Origin of the sequence: Streptomyces sp. NPDC046900, assembly GCF_040644975.1 — a bacterium.
Lineage (GTDB): Bacteria > Actinomycetota > Actinomycetes > Streptomycetales > Streptomycetaceae > Streptomyces.
On record NZ_JBEYXD010000016.1, the window covers coordinates 154,165 to 168,828 of the forward strand.

Sequence of the window (14,664 nt, forward strand, 5' to 3'; positions counted from 1 at the left end):
GCCACCCCACCGAGACACCAGAGCAGTCAGAGAGGCACCCTCATGACCAGCACCCTCCCCAAGATCGCCTGGATCGGCCTCGGCATCATGGGCTCCCCCATGTCGGAGAACCTGATCAAGGCGGGTTACCACGTCACCGGCCACACCCTGGAGCAGGAGAAGCTGGACCGGCTGACCGCCGCCGGCGGCACCGCGGCGGGCTCGATCGCCGAGGCCGTGCGGGACGCCGAGGTGGTGATCACGATGGTGCCCGCATCGCCGCAGGTCGAGGCCGTCGCGTACGGCCCGGACGGCATCCTCGCGAACGCCCGGCCCGGCGCCCTGCTGATCGACATGTCCTCGATCACTCCGCAGACCTCGATCGACCTCGCCGCGGCCGCCCGGGACAAGAACATCCGTGTCCTCGACGCCCCGGTCTCCGGTGGCGAGGCCGGCGCGGTCGAGGCCGTGCTGTCCATCATGGTCGGCGGTGAACAGGCCGACTTCGACGCGGCCCGGCCGGTCTTCGAGGCGCTCGGCAAGACCGTCGTCCTGTGCGGACCGCACGGTTCGGGCCAGACGGTGAAGGCCGCGAACCAGCTGATCGTCGCCGTCAACATCCAGGCGTGCGCCGAGGCCGTGGTCTTCCTGGAGAAGTCGGGCGTGGACCTGAGGGCTGCCCTGGAGGTCCTGGGCGGCGGGCTGGCGGGCTCCACCGTGCTGGCCCGGAAGAAGGACAACTTCCTGAACCGCGACTTCAAGCCGGGCTTCCGTATCGACCTGCACCACAAGGACATGGGCATCGTCACGGACGCGGCCCGCTCCGTGGGCGCGGTCCTGCCGGTGGGCGCCGTGGTCGCCCAGCTGGTCGCCGCTCTGCGTGCACAGGGCGACGGCGGGCTCGACCACTCGGCCCTGCTGCGGGCCGTGGAACGTCTCTCCGGCACACAGGCCTGATCCCTCCAAGACCCCGGGCCGCGCCGGCGCCGACACCTGTCCTGTCGCGCCCAGGCGCCGCCGCGGCCCGGAACCAGCCGCCGCACGGGACGACCGTCGCCGGCGGCCCCACGCAGGCCGCCCGTGACCACGCCCGTCTCCTGACGAGGGGTCGGGAGACGGGCGCGAGGCCCGCCACCACCGAGCGACCCGGATGAGGGGTGGTCGCCCGGATCGGCGGAGAGCGGGACCGGGACCGCGGTGGCGTGCGAGCCAGTGCGGTGGCGAAGGCCCCGGGCGTCTTGCTCCCGACCAGAGGGAGGCAGGCCCCCGGGACCGTCGCGCCCGCCGCGGTCCCGGCCCGCGTACGACCGAGAGCGCCGGATGCACGATGTCCCGTATCCGGCGCTCTCGGTGTGCCCGGGTGCGGTTCCGGCCCGGTGGCAGGAGGCTGAAGGCATGGAGCTGCCAACGGAATTTCCGCACATCGTGGTGCACCCCCCGGCCCTCGACGGATCGCGACGGGTCACCGAGGGCGACGTGACGCTCGGGATCGCCAGCCATCTGGACGACGTCATCGAGATCCTGCGCATGGCCGATCTGGACCGCATCGAGGTCGAGGAGGGCGACCTCATCGACTGGCAGGGCGGAGGACCCGACGACTGGCCGGGACTGTCGGACCTCGACGCCGAATGAGAGCGCTTACGCCTGCGTGCGTAAGCCGGCTACGCAATCCTCAAATCAACCTCTGAACACTGTTCAAAAGGCTTCAACCACCCCGGTCCGAGGGCACATTCTCGGTACACGGGGCCCGCCGGCACGGGGGCGGCGGGCCCCGACTCGTTCGGGGGACCCTATGGACACCACGTCGACGATCCGGTTGGAGCCGCACGAGATCGCGTTTCTACGGGGTGGTCCCCGCGCCGCCGTCACGGTCGCCGTGCTCACACTGCACCTGCGGGGCGCCGTCGGACCCGGGCGGCCCGCGACGATGCGGACCACGGGGGCGCTCAACGACCCGGAGCAGGCCGTCCCGGCACTGACGAAGGCCGTGCACTCCGCGCTCTACCGGACCGCGGGGATGGGGCAGTTGCTGGAGCGGCGGGGCGTGCGAAGCGCGCTGACCGAGGTGCGCCGCGGTCTCAGGGCGGCCGGACTGCTGCGCGCCTTCCCGCCCGGCCCCACATGGACGGCACGGCGCACTCTGCGGTCCCTGCGCGCCCGGGACCCGCTTCCCGAGTCCAGGACGGGGCTCACGAACGACGAACTGCTGCTCGCCGTCGCGCTGTACGGCGACCAGGCACTGACCTCGCTCGTGCCACGCTTCGCCCGTGCGGCCGGGCTCGTCGGGCGTGCCGGGACCACGGAGCTGGAGCTCCGGCCGGGCTGGGGTGCGACCGGTGGCAGCGGGGACGGCGGCGGCTGCGGGATGGCATGAGGACAGCCGTGCGGGGCGGCCGGTCGTACACCCCGGCCACCCCTTGCGGCGATCCGGTCAGACCTTCAGCGTCTTGATGGAGGTCGGCGCGTGGCCGGGCTCGGTCGCGATCTCCTCGAACTCGACGACCTGGCTGATGTCGTTGGTGGTCGACATCGAGATGTTGGTGACGCGCTCCAGGATCGCCTCGACGACGACCGGCACCCGGTACTCGGCGGCGAGCTTCTTGGCGTGCTCGAAGGCGGCGCCCAGTTCGTTCGGGTCGGTCACCCGGATCGCCTTGCAGCCGAGGCCCTCGGCGACCTTCACATGGTCGACGCCGTAGACGCCCAGCTCCGGCGCATTGACGTTCTCGAACTCCAGGTTCACCTGGAAGTCGATCTCGAACGCCCGCTGCGCCTGGCGGATCAGGCCGAGGTAGGCGTTGTTCACCAGGACATGGACGTACGGGATCCTGTGCTGGGCCCCGACGGCGAGCTCCTCGATCATGAACTGGAAGTCATAGTCGCCGGAGAGGGCGACCACGGACGCCTCCGGGTCGGCCTTGGCGACGCCGAGGGCGGCGGGGACGGTCCAGCCGAGGGGGCCCGCCTGACCGCAGTTGATCCAGTGGCGCGGCCGGAAGACGTGCAGCATCTGGGCGCCGGCGATCTGTGAGAGACCGATGGTGGAGACATACCGGGTCTCGGGGCCGAAGGCCTTGTTCATCTCCTCGTAGACGCGCTGCGGTTTGATCGGGATGTCGTCGAAGTGCGTACGACGCTGGAGCCTTGCCCTCTTCTCCTGTGCGGCGGCCGCCCAGGCCGAGCGGTCGGGCAGGTCGCCCGCGGCCTTCGACTCCCGGGCCGCCGCGACGAACAGCTCCAGAGCCGCCTTGGCGTCGGAGGCGATGCCGTAGTCGGGGGCGAAGATCCTGCCGATCTGGGTGGGCTCGATGTCGACGTGGACGAACGTACGGCCCGCCGTGTAGACGTCGAGCCGGCCGGTGTGCCGGTTGGCCCAGCGGTTGCCGATGCCGAGGACGAAGTCGGACTCCAGGAACGTCGCGTTGCCGTAGCGGTGCGAGGTCTGCAGGCCGACCATTCCGGCGTTCAGATCGTGGTCGTCGGGGATGACGCCCCATCCCATCAGGGTCGGCACGACCGGAACGCCCGTCAGTTCCGCGAACTCGACGAGCAGTTCGGCGGCGTCGGCGTTGATGACCCCGCCGCCGGCGACGACGAGCGGGCGCTCGGAGGCGTTGAGCAGCGCCATCGCCTTCTCGATCTGGGCGCGGGTCGCCGCGGGCTTGTAGACCGGCAGCGGCTCGTACGTCTCCGGGTCGAACTCGATCTCGGTGAGCTGGACATCGAGCGGGAGGTCGATGAGGACGGGGCCCGGCCGGCCCGAGCGCATCAGATGGAAGGCCTGCTGGAAGACGCCCGGGACCTGCGCCGCCTCCAGGACGGTGACGGCCATCTTCGTGACCGGTGCCGCGATCGACGCGATGTCGACGGCCTGGAAGTCCTCCTTGTGGAGGACGGCGGTCGGCGCCTGCCCGGTGATGCAGAGGATCGGGATCGAGTCACCGGTCGCGGAGTACAGGCCGGTGATCATGTCGGTCCCGGCCGGACCCGAAGTGCCGATGCAGACGCCGATGTTGCCCGGGCGCGTACGGGTGTAGCCCTCCGCCATGTGGGAGGCGCCCTCGACATGGCGGGCCAGGGTGTGGCGGATGCCGCCGGAGGCCTTGAGGGCCGCGTAGAAGGGGTTGATCGCCGCACCCGGGACCCCGAAGGCGTCGCTGACGCCCTCGCGCTTGAGGATCTCGACTGCCGCTCGGGCAGCGGTCATACGAGCCATTGAGTACTCCTGCTTCGGCTGTCGGACTCGCGCTCCCGTCGCGCCCCGCGGTGAGCACTTCCGTAATACGGAAATTGAATTCTACTATCTGGAAGCAATGTAGGTGGGAGGCAGAAGACCGTCAAGAGAGGGTGACCGGGACGGTCACCGGCCCGGCGAAGCGGGCGAAGCCCAGGACAAAAAGGGCTGTGCAGGAGCACGATGGGAGCGCTGTCCCGATCGCCTTGGAGTGGGCCATGCCCGAGAGCGTGCCGGTGCACTGTCCGGCCTGCCGGCGCGAGCACCTCTACACCGCGCCGGCCTATCCCTGCCCCTGCGGCGCACCCGTGGCACCGCCGCTGAGCCGCCGTTCCACGCCCTTTGTGATCACTCACCGCACATGGGACGAGGAATGGGTCACGGTCCGCTGCGCCAGGTGCGCCCGCGAGGACCAGTGGCCACAGCCGGAACTGGGCTGCCCCTGCGGAGCCGTCCTGCGGATTCCGCTGCACGGGGGGCCGCGACCGGCCGACCCCTCGGCCCGGTCGCATCCGGACGACGTGCCGGACCCGGGTCTTCGGCCCCGGAGGAGCAGCGTCACAACGCAACACGGCACCGGGCGGGAGTCGTCCCCCACCGACTTCCGGCCCGTCGCCATCCGCACCCCGCGGGACGCCGTCACCGCCACCGCGCTCTATCTGCGCAGGCTCGGCTACCGGGACGTCCGGCGCGCCGCCCAGCGGCCGCCCAACGGGATCGGACTCGCGGCACGCGGAATCCTGGCGCAGGTGGACCCGACGCTGCGCCCGGCCGCACCGCGGGACGTGGAGTGCCTGTGGCTGACCGCCATGTCGGAGTCCGTCCGCTGCGCCTACTTCTCCCTCGCCGGATACGACGACGACGCGCGCAGCGTCGCGAACCGCCTCGGCGTAGCCCTGTTCGTCCTCGATCTCACGGGCACACCGCAGCCGGTGAACAGCCCGGCCGACGAGCTGGCCGCCGGCCGCGGCTGATCATCCCCGCGGCCGGCCGGACATCCGGCGCTCCGAGCGTCGGCTCACTCGCCGTAGGTCTCCCGCAGCTCGATCTTGCGCACCTTGCCCGAGACCGTCATGGGGAAGGAGTCGAGGATCTGCACCCTGCTCGGGATCTTGTAGTGCGCGAGCTGTTCGTCACAGAAGGCCCGCAGCTCCTCCAGCGTGGGCGGATCGGCCGGGTCGCGCGGGATGACACAGGCGAGGACCTCCTCCCCGTACCGCTCGTGGGGAACACCGACCACTTGGACGTCGGCGACCTTCGGATGCGCGTACAGGAACTCCTCGATCTCGCGCGGGTAGATGTTCTCCCCACCGCGGATGATCATGTCCTTGATGCGGCCGACGATCTCGACGTAGCCGTCCTCGCGCATCATCGCGAGGTCACCGGTGTGCATCCAGCGGCCGGAGTCGACGGCCTCCGCGGTCTTCTCGGGCTCGTTCCAGTAGCCGAGCATCACGCTGTAGCCGCGGGTGCACAGTTCGCCCGCCGAGCCGCGCGGCAGGGTCACACCGGTCACCGGGTCGACGACCTTGACCTCGATGTGCGGCAGGACCCGGCCGACCGTTCCGGTGCGGTGCTCCAGGTCGTCGTCCATCCGCGTCTGCAGGGACACCGGCGAGGTCTCCGTCATGCCGTAGCAGATGGACACCTCCTCCATGTGCATCTCGGCGACCACCCGCTTCATCACCTCGACCGGGCACGGGGAGCCCGCCATGATGCCGGTGCGCAGGGACGACAGGTCGTACGACGTGAAGTCGGGCAGGTTCAGCTCCGCGATGAACATCGTCGGCACGCCGTACAGGGACGTGCAGCGCTCCTGCTGTACCGCCCGCAGCGTGGCCGCCGGCTCGAAGGACGGCGCCGGGATGACGATGCACGCGCCGTGCGAGGTGGCGCCGAGGTTGCCCATCACCATGCCGAAGCAGTGGTAGAAGGGCACGGGAAGACACACCCGGTCCTGCTCGGTGTAGCCGACCGTACGGCCCACCCAGTAGCCGTTGTTCAGGATGTTGTGGTGTGAGAGCGTGGCGCCCTTGGGGAACCCGGTGGTGCCCGAGGTGTACTGGATGTTGACCGGGTCGTCGCAGCTCAACCCGTCCGCCGCGGACACGAGTCGTTCGCGCGGCACCGAAGCCGCGCCGGCGGTCAGCACCTCCCAGGACGGGTCGCCGATGTAGACCGTCTCGCGCAACTCGGGGCAGCGGCCGCGGACCTGGTCCACCAGGACGCGGTAGTCGCTGGTGCGGTGGGCCAGGGAGGCGACCAGCAGCGAGACCCCGGACTGCCTGAGCACATACTCCAGCTCATGGGCCCGGTAGGCGGGGTTGATGTTCACCATGATCGCGCCTATGCGCGCGGTGGCGTACTGGATCAGCACCCACTCGGGGCAGTTGACCGCCCATATGCCGACCCGGTCCCCCTTACCGACAGCCTTGGCGAGCAGCCCGAGGGCCACCTCGTCGACGGCGGCGCCGAACTCCGCGTACGTCCAGCGCCGTCCGGACGGTACGTCCACCAGGGCCTCGCGGTCCGGGTGGGCGGCGATCGCACGGTCGAGGTTGGCGCCGATGGTGTCGCCGAGCAGCGGCGTGGTGCTGGTCCCGTGCGTGTACGACAGCTCCGTCACCGGAAGTCCTCCTCGCGGTACTCGTGTGCCGAGCCCGCCGCGGTGGCCTCGCGCAGCTCGATCCGGCGGATCTTGCCGGAGACGGTCTTGGGCAGTTCGCCGAACTCCAGACGCCGGATGCGCTTGTAGGGGGCGAGGACCTCACGCGAGTGCTCGAAGAGGACCTTCGCGGCGTCCGGGCCCGCCTCCCAGCCGGCGGCGAGCACGACGTAGGCCTTGGGAACGGCGAGCCGCAGCTCGTCCGGCGCGGGCACCACGGCCGCCTCGGCCACCGCCTCGTGCTCGAGCAGCGCGCTCTCCAGCTCGAAGGGGGAGATCTTGTAGTCGGAGGCCTTGAAGACGTCGTCCGCGCGCCCGATATAGGTGATGTACCCGTCTTCGTCCCGCGAGCCGATGTCCCCCGTCCGGTAGAAGCCGCCCGCCATGGCCTCCGCCGTGCGGTCGGGGTCGCCGTGGTAGCCGGTCATCACACCGACGGAATCGGCGGACAGGTCGATCGCGATCTCGCCCTCCCGCGCGCCCGGCACCCCGGTCACCGGGTCCAGCAGTTCCACGCGGAATCCCGGGCTGGGACGGCCCATGGAGCCGGTCTTCAACGCCTGGCCGGGGCTGTTGGACACCTGCACGGCCGTCTCCGTCTGGCCGAAGCCGTCCCGGATGGTCACGTCCCAGGCGCGCCGCACCTGCTCGATGACCTCGGGGTTGAGCGGCTCTCCTGCGGCGACCGCCTCGCGCGGTGGGGTGCGCAGCTGGCTGAGGTCGGCCTGGATGAGCATGCGCCACACGGTCGGCGGGGCGCAGAAGGTCGTCACGCCCGCGCGGTCCATCTCGGCCATCAGCCGGGGGGCGTCGAAGCGGGTGTAGTTGTGCAGGAAGACGGTCGCCTCCGCGTTCCACGGCGCGAAGAGATTGGACCAGGCGTGCTTGGCCCAGCCCGGCGAGGAGATGTTGAGGTGCACGTCCCCGGGCTTGAGGCCGATCCAGTACATCGTGGCCAGGTGGCCGATCGGGTACGAGACATGGGTGTGCTCGACCAGCTTGGGGCGGGCGGTGGTGCCCGAGGTGAAGTAGAGCATCAGCGGGTCGTCGGCATGGGTGGGGCCGTCCGGCTCGAACCGGGCGTCGGCCGTGTACGCCTCCTCGTACGCCCGCCAGCCCTCGGGCGCGCCCCCGACCGCGATCCGGCCGTAGTCGCCCGGCACCTCGTCGAACTTCGCGGTGTCCTCGGCGCGTACGAGCACATGCCGGACCCGGCCGCGCTCGACGCGGTCGCGCAGGTCCGCCGGTCCGAGCAGCGGGGTGGCCGGGATGACCACCGCGCGCAGCTTCATCGCGGCCAGCGCGGTCTCCCACAGCTCGGCCTGGTTGCCGAGCATGACGAGGACGCGGTCCTCGGCCCGCACCCCCCACGCGCGCAGCCGGTTCGCCACCCGGTCGGAGCGCTCGGACATCTCGGCGAAGGTGAGCCGGGTGCCGGTGCCGTCCTCCTCCACGATGTGCAGGGCCGTGCGGTCGTTGCCGTCCGCGATGACGTCGAACCAGTCGAGCGCCCAGTTGAAGTACGCCGGACGCGGCCAGCGGAAGCCCTCGTAGGCCGTGGCGTAGTCATCCCGGTGAGCGAGCAGAAAGTCCCGCGCGGTCCGGAACGCTTCCGTCGCGTCGGTGTTCGCCGTCATGTGTCCTCCTCATTGCCGGACAGCCACCTAGCATCGTGTAATCCGTGATGGAGGTCTCACCACCCCCGAACGGGGGTGCGCCGCGATGAAGGGTTGAGCACGTGGCAGCTGACGCAGCCGAGGCGGTGGAGGTACGGGGCGCGCTCGTGCGGCTGAGGCGCGCCACGGGGCTGCCGGTCGCCTTCGGGGGCCTGGTGGAGTCCGGGCGGCCGCAGATACGGATCAGCGAACTCAGCGGCACCGCCACCACCGCGCTCAGCTCGCTCGCCGTCGTCTCCGGCAACGGCCTGGGCGGCAAGGTGGTCGCCCTGTCCCGGCCGTGCGCGGTGACCGACTACTCGGCCTCCCGGCAGATCACTCACGAGTACGACGTGGCGGTGGCGACGGAAGGCCTCAAGTCCGTGCTCGCGATCCCGGTCGTCGTACGGCGCCGGGTGCGCGGTGTGCTGTACGGCGCCCTGCGGACCGCGCAGCCGCTGGGCGACCGCACACTGAACGCGGCCGTGGAGGCGGCACGGGACGTGGAGCAGGCTCTGGTCGCACGGGACGAGGCACAGGCCGTGCTGGCGGCCGTACGGGAGCCGTCGGCGCCGGCAGGCGCGGCATGGGAGCAGGTCCGTGAGGCCCACGGCGTGCTGCGGACGCTGGCCGGACGCATCGAGGACCCGGCGCTGCGGGCCGAGATCCTCGAGGTCTGCGGGCGCCTGGCGGGCGCGGCGTCACCCGGCTCCGGGGCGCGGACCGCGGGCCTGTCCCCGCGGGAGGTGGACGTCCTGTCGTGCCTGGCGGTCGGGGCGACCAACGCCATGGCCGCGGAACGGCTGGGGCTGCGGCCGGAGACCGTGAAGGGCTATCTGCGGTCCGCGATGCGGAAGCTGGGTGCGCACACCAGGTGGGAGGCGGTGGTGGCGGCGCGCCGGGCCGGAGTCCTGCCGTAGGCCCCGGCCGGCTTGCGGCAGCTCCTCCCCCGTGACTCCCGGTGGACCGGCACCCACCCGCGCTTCGTGCCCTCACCCGGATTGCCGGCTCTTCATTCGTTCAAGACCGAACTGAATTCCCTTGTACCGGGCCCGCTGTTATTCCCCTCACCACACCGCCCGTCCGAATTTCAAAGACCGACTGCCTAATATTGGCCAGGACACGACACACGGAGGGAGCGGTGACCGTGCGACGGGACTTCAAGGAGCCTGCCCGACCCCGCCCCGACCTGGTCATCGGCCGGGAGGAGCTGTTCGCCGGAGCGCGCGAGCAGCTCGCCGCCGGGGGCAGTGTGCTGGTGCACGGCCCGGCGGGAATAGGAAAGTCGACGGTGCTGCGCGCGCTGGCCGCCGAATACGGTGAAACCGTGCGCACCGTCCTGCGCTGCTCGGCGACCCAGTCCGAATCCCATCTGCCCTTCCTGGCCCTCGCCGACCTGCTCGGTCTCGTGGTGGACGAGGTCGCCTCTCAGCTGCCCGCCCCTCAGCGCACCGCCCTGGAGTCCGCGCTCACCGGCCGCGGCGAGTCCACGCTGCAACGGGACGGACTCGCGCTGCGGCTCGCGGTCCTGTCCACCCTGCGCGCGCTCGCCGCCCGCGGCCCCGTACTGATCGTCGCCGACGACCTGCAGTGGCTGGATCCGGCAAGCACCGAACTGCTGGGCTTCGCCGCCCGGCGCCTGGGCGGCACGCCGGTGCAACTGCTGTGCGCGGTGCGCACGCACAACGAACCGCAGGCCCAGGAGCACGACCGCTACCTGGGCACGTCCCCGCCGGACACGCTCGCGGTCCGGGTCAACCCGCTCACCCGCACCCACGTCGCCGAACTGCTCGACCATCGCGGCTACACCGGCCTGCCCCGCTCCACCGTCAGGGACATCCACCGCACCAGCGGCGGCAATCCGCTGTTCGCGCTGGAGCTCGGCCGTGCCCTCGCCGAGAGCTCGAGGCCCCCGAGACCCGGTGAGCCGCTGCCGGTGCCGACCTCGCTGCGTGCCCTGGTGCTGAGCCGGCTGGAGGCGCTGTCCGCGGAGGCGCGCCGCACCCTGCTCGTGGCGAGCGCCGGGGCACGGCCCACCCTCGCCCTGCTGCGCGCGGCCGGCCGGCAGAACGCCGAGGCGGAGACCGCGCAGGCCGCCACGCTCGGGCTGCTGGGGACGGAGCGGGACACGCCGGGAGTACGGTTCGCGCACCCGCTGATATCGGCCGCGCTGTACGCCCAGGCGAGCCCGGAGGAGCGGCGCGGCGCGCACGCCGCGCTGGCCACGGCGGCCGCCGATCCGATCGAGCGGGCCCGGCATCTCGCGCTGGCCACCACCGGCACCGACCCCCATGTGGCCGAACGCCTCGGCGAGGCAGCGGCCGCCGCCCGGGACCGGGGCGCCCCGTCAGTGGCGGCGGGGCTCGGACTGCTCGCGGCCCGGCACACTCCCGGCGACGCCGTCCCGGGCCCGGACACACGGCGGTCGCAGGCCGCCGAGGACGCGCTGACCGCGGGAGAGACGGACTTCGCCCGGGACATCGCCCACGAGGTGCTGGCCCAAGCGACCGAACCGGCGGACCGGGTACGGGCCTGGATGGTCGTGATCGACGCCGCCGGACACGCGATGGCCGAGGTCGACTCGGTCTTCCCCCAGGCGCTCGCGGACGCGGGCGACGACCCGCGCCTGCTCACCCTGGTGCACTACCAACTCGCCTGGCGTGCCCTGCTCGTGGAGGGCGACTTCGAGCGGGCGCGGGAGGAGGGCGCGCTCGCCGCGGATCTGGCGGCGCGGGCCGGGGACCGGCGCAACGAGCTGCTGGCGCTGGCCTTCCAGGCCCAGGCGGAGACCCTGATGGGGCATCCGGACGCCCCGGCGACCATCAAGCGGGCGCTGAAGGAACCCCAGGACCCCCGGGTGGCGTGCGACCACAACGGCGCGGGCGCCGTACGGTTCCGCTGGCTGGTCATGAGCGACCAGCTGGGCGAGGCACGCAAGACGGTCAGCGCCCTGCTGCGCGAGGCACGGCGACGCGGCATGGTCGAGGCCGAGGTCCACTTCCTGCGCGGGCTCGCCGAGACCGAGCTGCGGGCCGGGCACTGCGGGCGGGCCCTCGACCTGGCGCGGGAGAGCCTCCGGCTGGCGCGGGACACCGGGATCGGGGAGGCCGCGAGCGCGATGCTCACCTCGCTCGCGGAGGCCGCCGGCGGGGAGGTGGACCGGGCGCTGACGCTGGCCCGCGAGGCGGTGGGGCGCGCCGAGGAGGACGGCGACGTGATCTATCTGTCGCGGGCGCTGGCCGCGCTGGGGCACGCCCAACTGGTGGCCGGGGACGCGGCGGGCACGGTGCGTTCCCTGCGCCGGGTGAGGGAGCTGGAGGAGGGCCTCGGGGTCACCGACCCGGCCCGGGGGCGCTGGCAGGGCGACCTCGCCGAGGCGCTGGTCCGCGTCGGGGAGCCGGCCGAGGCGCAGGACGTCGTCGACGCCACCCGCGCCCGGGCGCTGCGGCTCGGCCGGGAGAGCGTACTGGCCGTACTGGACCGGGCCGAGGCCCTGATCCGGGCGGGGCGCGGCGAAGTCGAGGAGGCGGAGCGGCAGTTGACGTCGGCTCAGGACCGGCTGGCGGCCCTGGGCTACTGCCTCGAGGAGGCGCGGGCGGCCTATGCGCTCGCGCGCCTGCGCACCCAGCGGCCGGGTCCGGCGTCGTACGACGAGGCGGCCAGGCTCTTCCGCCGCTGCCGCGCCATGCCGTGGCTGCGCCAGGTGGAGACCGCCTCCGTCACCGGCCCCGCCCAGCCGCCCCTGGCCGCGGCCGCCCTCGACACCCTCGCCGCGACGGAGCGGCAGGTGGCCGCGCTGGTCATGGAGGGTGCGACGAACCGCGAGATCGCGGCGCGCCTGTTCATCAGCGTGAAGACGGTGGAGGCGACGCTGACGCGCGTCTACCGCAAACTGGGCATCCGGTCCCGGGTGGACATCGTGCGGCTGGCGGCGGGGCAGCGTTCGGGCTGAACAACCCTTGCTGGAAACCAAGTTGACGGTTATACGCGCGCAGACCGAGGGTTAACCCTGCCCAACTGCCCTTAGGGGGTTCCCTCATTGGGGCAGGACCCCTCCGGCTCCTAGCGTAAGGGCGTGCCGCTCGCCCGGGCACACGGGGGTCCCTCCCCGCACTCGGCTTCCGTCGGGTGTGACGGAGCCACGACCTCCGTGCACCACCCCCCACCCGCGCGAACCCCCCCACCGGCATTCCGCTGAGGAGACCCATGTTCGGCCTCAACCGCGCCAGGAGAACGGTCGCCGCCGCCGACCAGCCGCGCACCGCCACGGTGCCGATCGTGTCCGACTCCAGCTGCCGCGGCTCGTACGGCTCCGACTTGGTCGCGAGCGACATGGTGTGCGCCGGATACTCGTCCGGCGGCGTGGACACCTGCCAGGGCGGCAGCGGCGGTCCCCCGCTCATCGGGGGCGTCCTGGCAGGCATCACTTCCTGGGGCAACGTCTGCGCGGAGGCCGGTCACCCGGGTGTCCACACCCGGCTCACCACCTTCTCGAACCTGGTCACGGCGCAGGTCACCTCGTAGCCGGCCCCGAAGGCTCCTGAGTACCACTCAGGTAGATGCCAGGGGGCGTTGCGGGCCTCCACGAGCGGCCCGCAACGCCCCCTTTCCACTGTCCGCACCGGGGCCGTCCCCGTCCCGGCCCGTTGGAGGCTGCCGCCCTGTTCGCGGACAGTCACGGTCCGCAACTCTCACCGGATCCTGGTCGCACTCCCCGCTCTCGCGCCGTTTGCCCCGTATATCCTGCGACGTGATCACGCAGACGTACGTTCGACACGGGAGGCAGCCGCGATGTCCGAGCGTCGTGCCCGTCCGACCCCGAGGGGTGGCAGGAAGTCCGTCTGGCGCCGCGGTCTCACCCAGCCACCGGCACCGCCCGCCGTCCCGGCCGCGCCCGGCCCGGACCAGCCGCCGGCGGAACCGGCCGAGGCGGGCAGCATCGTCCAAGCGGCCCTGTACCGGGACGGCGTCCGCGTCTCGTCGCCGGCTTCCCTGGCGGACACCTTCCGCGAGCTGCGCGACGAACCGCACGGCATGGCATGGATCGGTCTCGCCCGTCCGACCGAGTCGGAACTCCTGTCCCTGGCCAACGAGTTCGACTTGCACCCGCTCGCGGTGGAGGACGCGATGGAGGCGCATCAGCGGCCCAAGCTGGAGCGGTACGGCGACACGCTGTTCGTGGTGCTGCGCGCCGCCCGCTATCTGGACGCCCCCGAGGAGGTCGACTTCGGCGAACTGCACGTGTTCGTCGGCCCGGACTTCGTGATCACGGTCCGGCACGGAGCGGCCCCGGACCTGTCGGCGGTCCGCCGCCGCATGGAGGAGACGCCCGAGCTGCTGAAACTGGGCCCGGAGGCGGTGCTGTACGCGATCCTGGACGCGGTCGTGGACGGGTACGCCCCGGTGGTGGCCGGGGTGCAGATCGACGTCGACGAGATCGAGACCGAGGTCTTCCGCGGCGACCCGGAGGTCTCCCGCCGCATCTACGAACTCTCCCGCGAAATGGTGGAGTTCCAGCGCGCCACCCGCCCCCTGGTGGGCATGCTGCACGGCCTGATGGCCGGTTTCGCGAAGTACGGCACGGACGAGGAACTCCAGCGCTATCTGCGCGACGTCGCCGACCACGTCACCCATATCAGCGAACGCGTCGACGGCTTCCGCCAGGCCCTGACGGACATCCTGACGGTGAACGCCACACTCGTCACCCAGGAGCAGAACGCGGAGATGCGGGCGCTGGCCGAGGCGGGCTTCGAGCAGAACGAGGAGATCAAGAAGATCTCCAGCTGGGCGGCGATCCTGTTCGCCCCGACGCTCGTCGGAACCATCTACGGCATGAACTTCTCGCGCATGCCCGAGTTGCACTGGGCCCTCGGATACCCCTTCGCCATCGTCCTGATGGCTGTCGTGTGCACCAGTCTGTACCTCATCTTCAAGCGGAAGGACTGGCTCTAAGAGTCATCACGTGATGCCGTGATGTCCGTCCGGTGTCTATGCGGAGCTGGCGCGCCTGGGTGGCGTGTTGTCCGTACAACCGGATGTTCCGACGTGGGCCTTGTGCCGCTCGTTCGCGGGTCGGGTCTCATTCGGGGTTTGTCCGGTACCGGTCGGTGTGTTTTGTCGAGCAGAGGCCC

The 14,664-nt window shown here is 71.7% G+C and carries 11 protein-coding genes; 8 read left to right on the top strand and 3 right to left on the bottom strand.

All coding sequences use genetic code 11. From position 1 onward, the window contains the following. The first annotated feature begins 42 nt into the window (after positions 1-42). The 3 genes from ABZ904_RS18895 (at position 43) to ABZ904_RS18905 (ending at position 2,353) form a co-directional block, all read left to right on the top strand. Entirely contained in the window at positions 43-936 is an 894-nt protein-coding gene (locus tag ABZ904_RS18895) for a 2-hydroxy-3-oxopropionate reductase (protein WP_359406107.1), read from the top strand. Between the two features lie 438 nt (positions 937-1,374). Further along, complete coding sequence (locus ABZ904_RS18900; RefSeq protein WP_361824459.1) at positions 1,375-1,611, top strand: hypothetical protein; 237 nt, start codon at positions 1,375-1,377, stop codon at positions 1,609-1,611. Positions 1,612-1,771: 160 nt separating this feature from the next. Then, complete coding sequence (locus ABZ904_RS18905) at positions 1,772-2,353, top strand: TIGR04222 domain-containing membrane protein (RefSeq protein ID WP_359406101.1); 582 nt, start codon at positions 1,772-1,774, stop codon at positions 2,351-2,353. Between the two features lie 57 nt (positions 2,354-2,410). Here the strand turns inward: ABZ904_RS18905 and gcl are convergent, their stop codons facing one another. Then, positions 2,411-4,195 carry a glyoxylate carboligase gene (gene gcl / locus ABZ904_RS18910; RefSeq protein WP_360994718.1) on the bottom strand — a complete coding sequence of 595 codons (1,785 nt, stop codon included), beginning with the start codon at positions 4,193-4,195 and terminating at the stop codon, positions 2,411-2,413. 236 nt (positions 4,196-4,431) lie between these two features. Here gcl and ABZ904_RS18915 point away from each other — a divergent pair, with 236 nt between their 5' ends. After that, positions 4,432-5,187, top strand: a complete 756-nt coding sequence (locus ABZ904_RS18915; RefSeq protein WP_360994721.1) for a hypothetical protein — start codon at positions 4,432-4,434, stop codon at positions 5,185-5,187. A gap of 44 nt (positions 5,188-5,231) precedes the next feature. Here ABZ904_RS18915 and ABZ904_RS18920 read toward each other — a convergent pair whose 3' ends face one another. Then, positions 5,232-6,839 (bottom strand): AMP-binding protein, encoded by a 1,608-nt coding sequence (locus ABZ904_RS18920; RefSeq protein ID WP_359406092.1) that lies wholly within the window; start codon positions 6,837-6,839, stop codon positions 5,232-5,234. Beyond that, a complete protein-coding gene (locus ABZ904_RS18925) occupies positions 6,836-8,515 on the bottom strand; it encodes an AMP-binding protein (RefSeq protein ID WP_359406089.1) in 1,680 nt (559 codons plus the stop codon). Before ABZ904_RS18925 ends, ABZ904_RS18920 begins: the two co-directional genes overlap by 4 nt. 101 nt (positions 8,516-8,616) lie before the next feature. Between ABZ904_RS18925 and ABZ904_RS18930 the strand changes: the two genes are divergently transcribed. The 4 genes from ABZ904_RS18930 to ABZ904_RS18945 all read left to right on the top strand — a co-directional run bounded on the left by ABZ904_RS18930 (position 8,617) and on the right by ABZ904_RS18945 (position 14,485). Beyond that, complete coding sequence (locus ABZ904_RS18930; protein WP_359406086.1) at positions 8,617-9,453, top strand: LuxR C-terminal-related transcriptional regulator; 837 nt, start codon at positions 8,617-8,619, stop codon at positions 9,451-9,453. 221 nt (positions 9,454-9,674) lie between these two features. Further along, the gene (locus ABZ904_RS18935; protein WP_361824465.1) at positions 9,675-12,485 is read left to right on the top strand and encodes an AAA family ATPase; all 2,811 of its coding nucleotides are present in this window, start codon (positions 9,675-9,677) and stop codon (positions 12,483-12,485) included. Between the two features lie 254 nt (positions 12,486-12,739). Continuing rightward, positions 12,740-13,057 carry a trypsin-like serine protease gene (locus ABZ904_RS18940; RefSeq protein ID WP_361824468.1) on the top strand — a complete coding sequence of 106 codons (318 nt, stop codon included), beginning with the start codon at positions 12,740-12,742 and terminating at the stop codon, positions 13,055-13,057. A gap of 267 nt (positions 13,058-13,324) precedes the next feature. Beyond that, on the top strand, positions 13,325-14,485 hold the full coding sequence (locus ABZ904_RS18945; RefSeq protein ID WP_361824470.1) for a magnesium and cobalt transport protein CorA: 1,161 nt from the start codon (positions 13,325-13,327) through the stop codon (positions 14,483-14,485). Positions 14,486-14,664: the final 179 nt, after the last annotated feature.

Coding starts and splice junctions, on each gene's coding strand:
- ABZ904_RS18945 (WP_361824470.1), top strand. CDS start 13,325: ATGTCCGAGCGTCGTGCCCGTCCGACCCCGAGGGGTGGCAGGAAGTCC.
- ABZ904_RS18900 (WP_361824459.1), top strand. CDS start 1,375: ATGGAGCTGCCAACGGAATTTCCGCACATCGTGGTGCACCCCCCGGCC.
- ABZ904_RS18905 (WP_359406101.1), top strand. CDS start 1,772: ATGGACACCACGTCGACGATCCGGTTGGAGCCGCACGAGATCGCGTTT.
- ABZ904_RS18895 (WP_359406107.1), top strand. CDS start 43: ATGACCAGCACCCTCCCCAAGATCGCCTGGATCGGCCTCGGCATCATG.
- gcl (WP_360994718.1), bottom strand. CDS start 4,195: ATGGCTCGTATGACCGCTGCCCGAGCGGCAGTCGAGATCCTCAAGCGC.
- ABZ904_RS18925 (WP_359406089.1), bottom strand. CDS start 8,515: ATGACGGCGAACACCGACGCGACGGAAGCGTTCCGGACCGCGCGGGAC.
- ABZ904_RS18915 (WP_360994721.1), top strand. CDS start 4,432: ATGCCCGAGAGCGTGCCGGTGCACTGTCCGGCCTGCCGGCGCGAGCAC.
- ABZ904_RS18940 (WP_361824468.1), top strand. CDS start 12,740: ATGTTCGGCCTCAACCGCGCCAGGAGAACGGTCGCCGCCGCCGACCAG.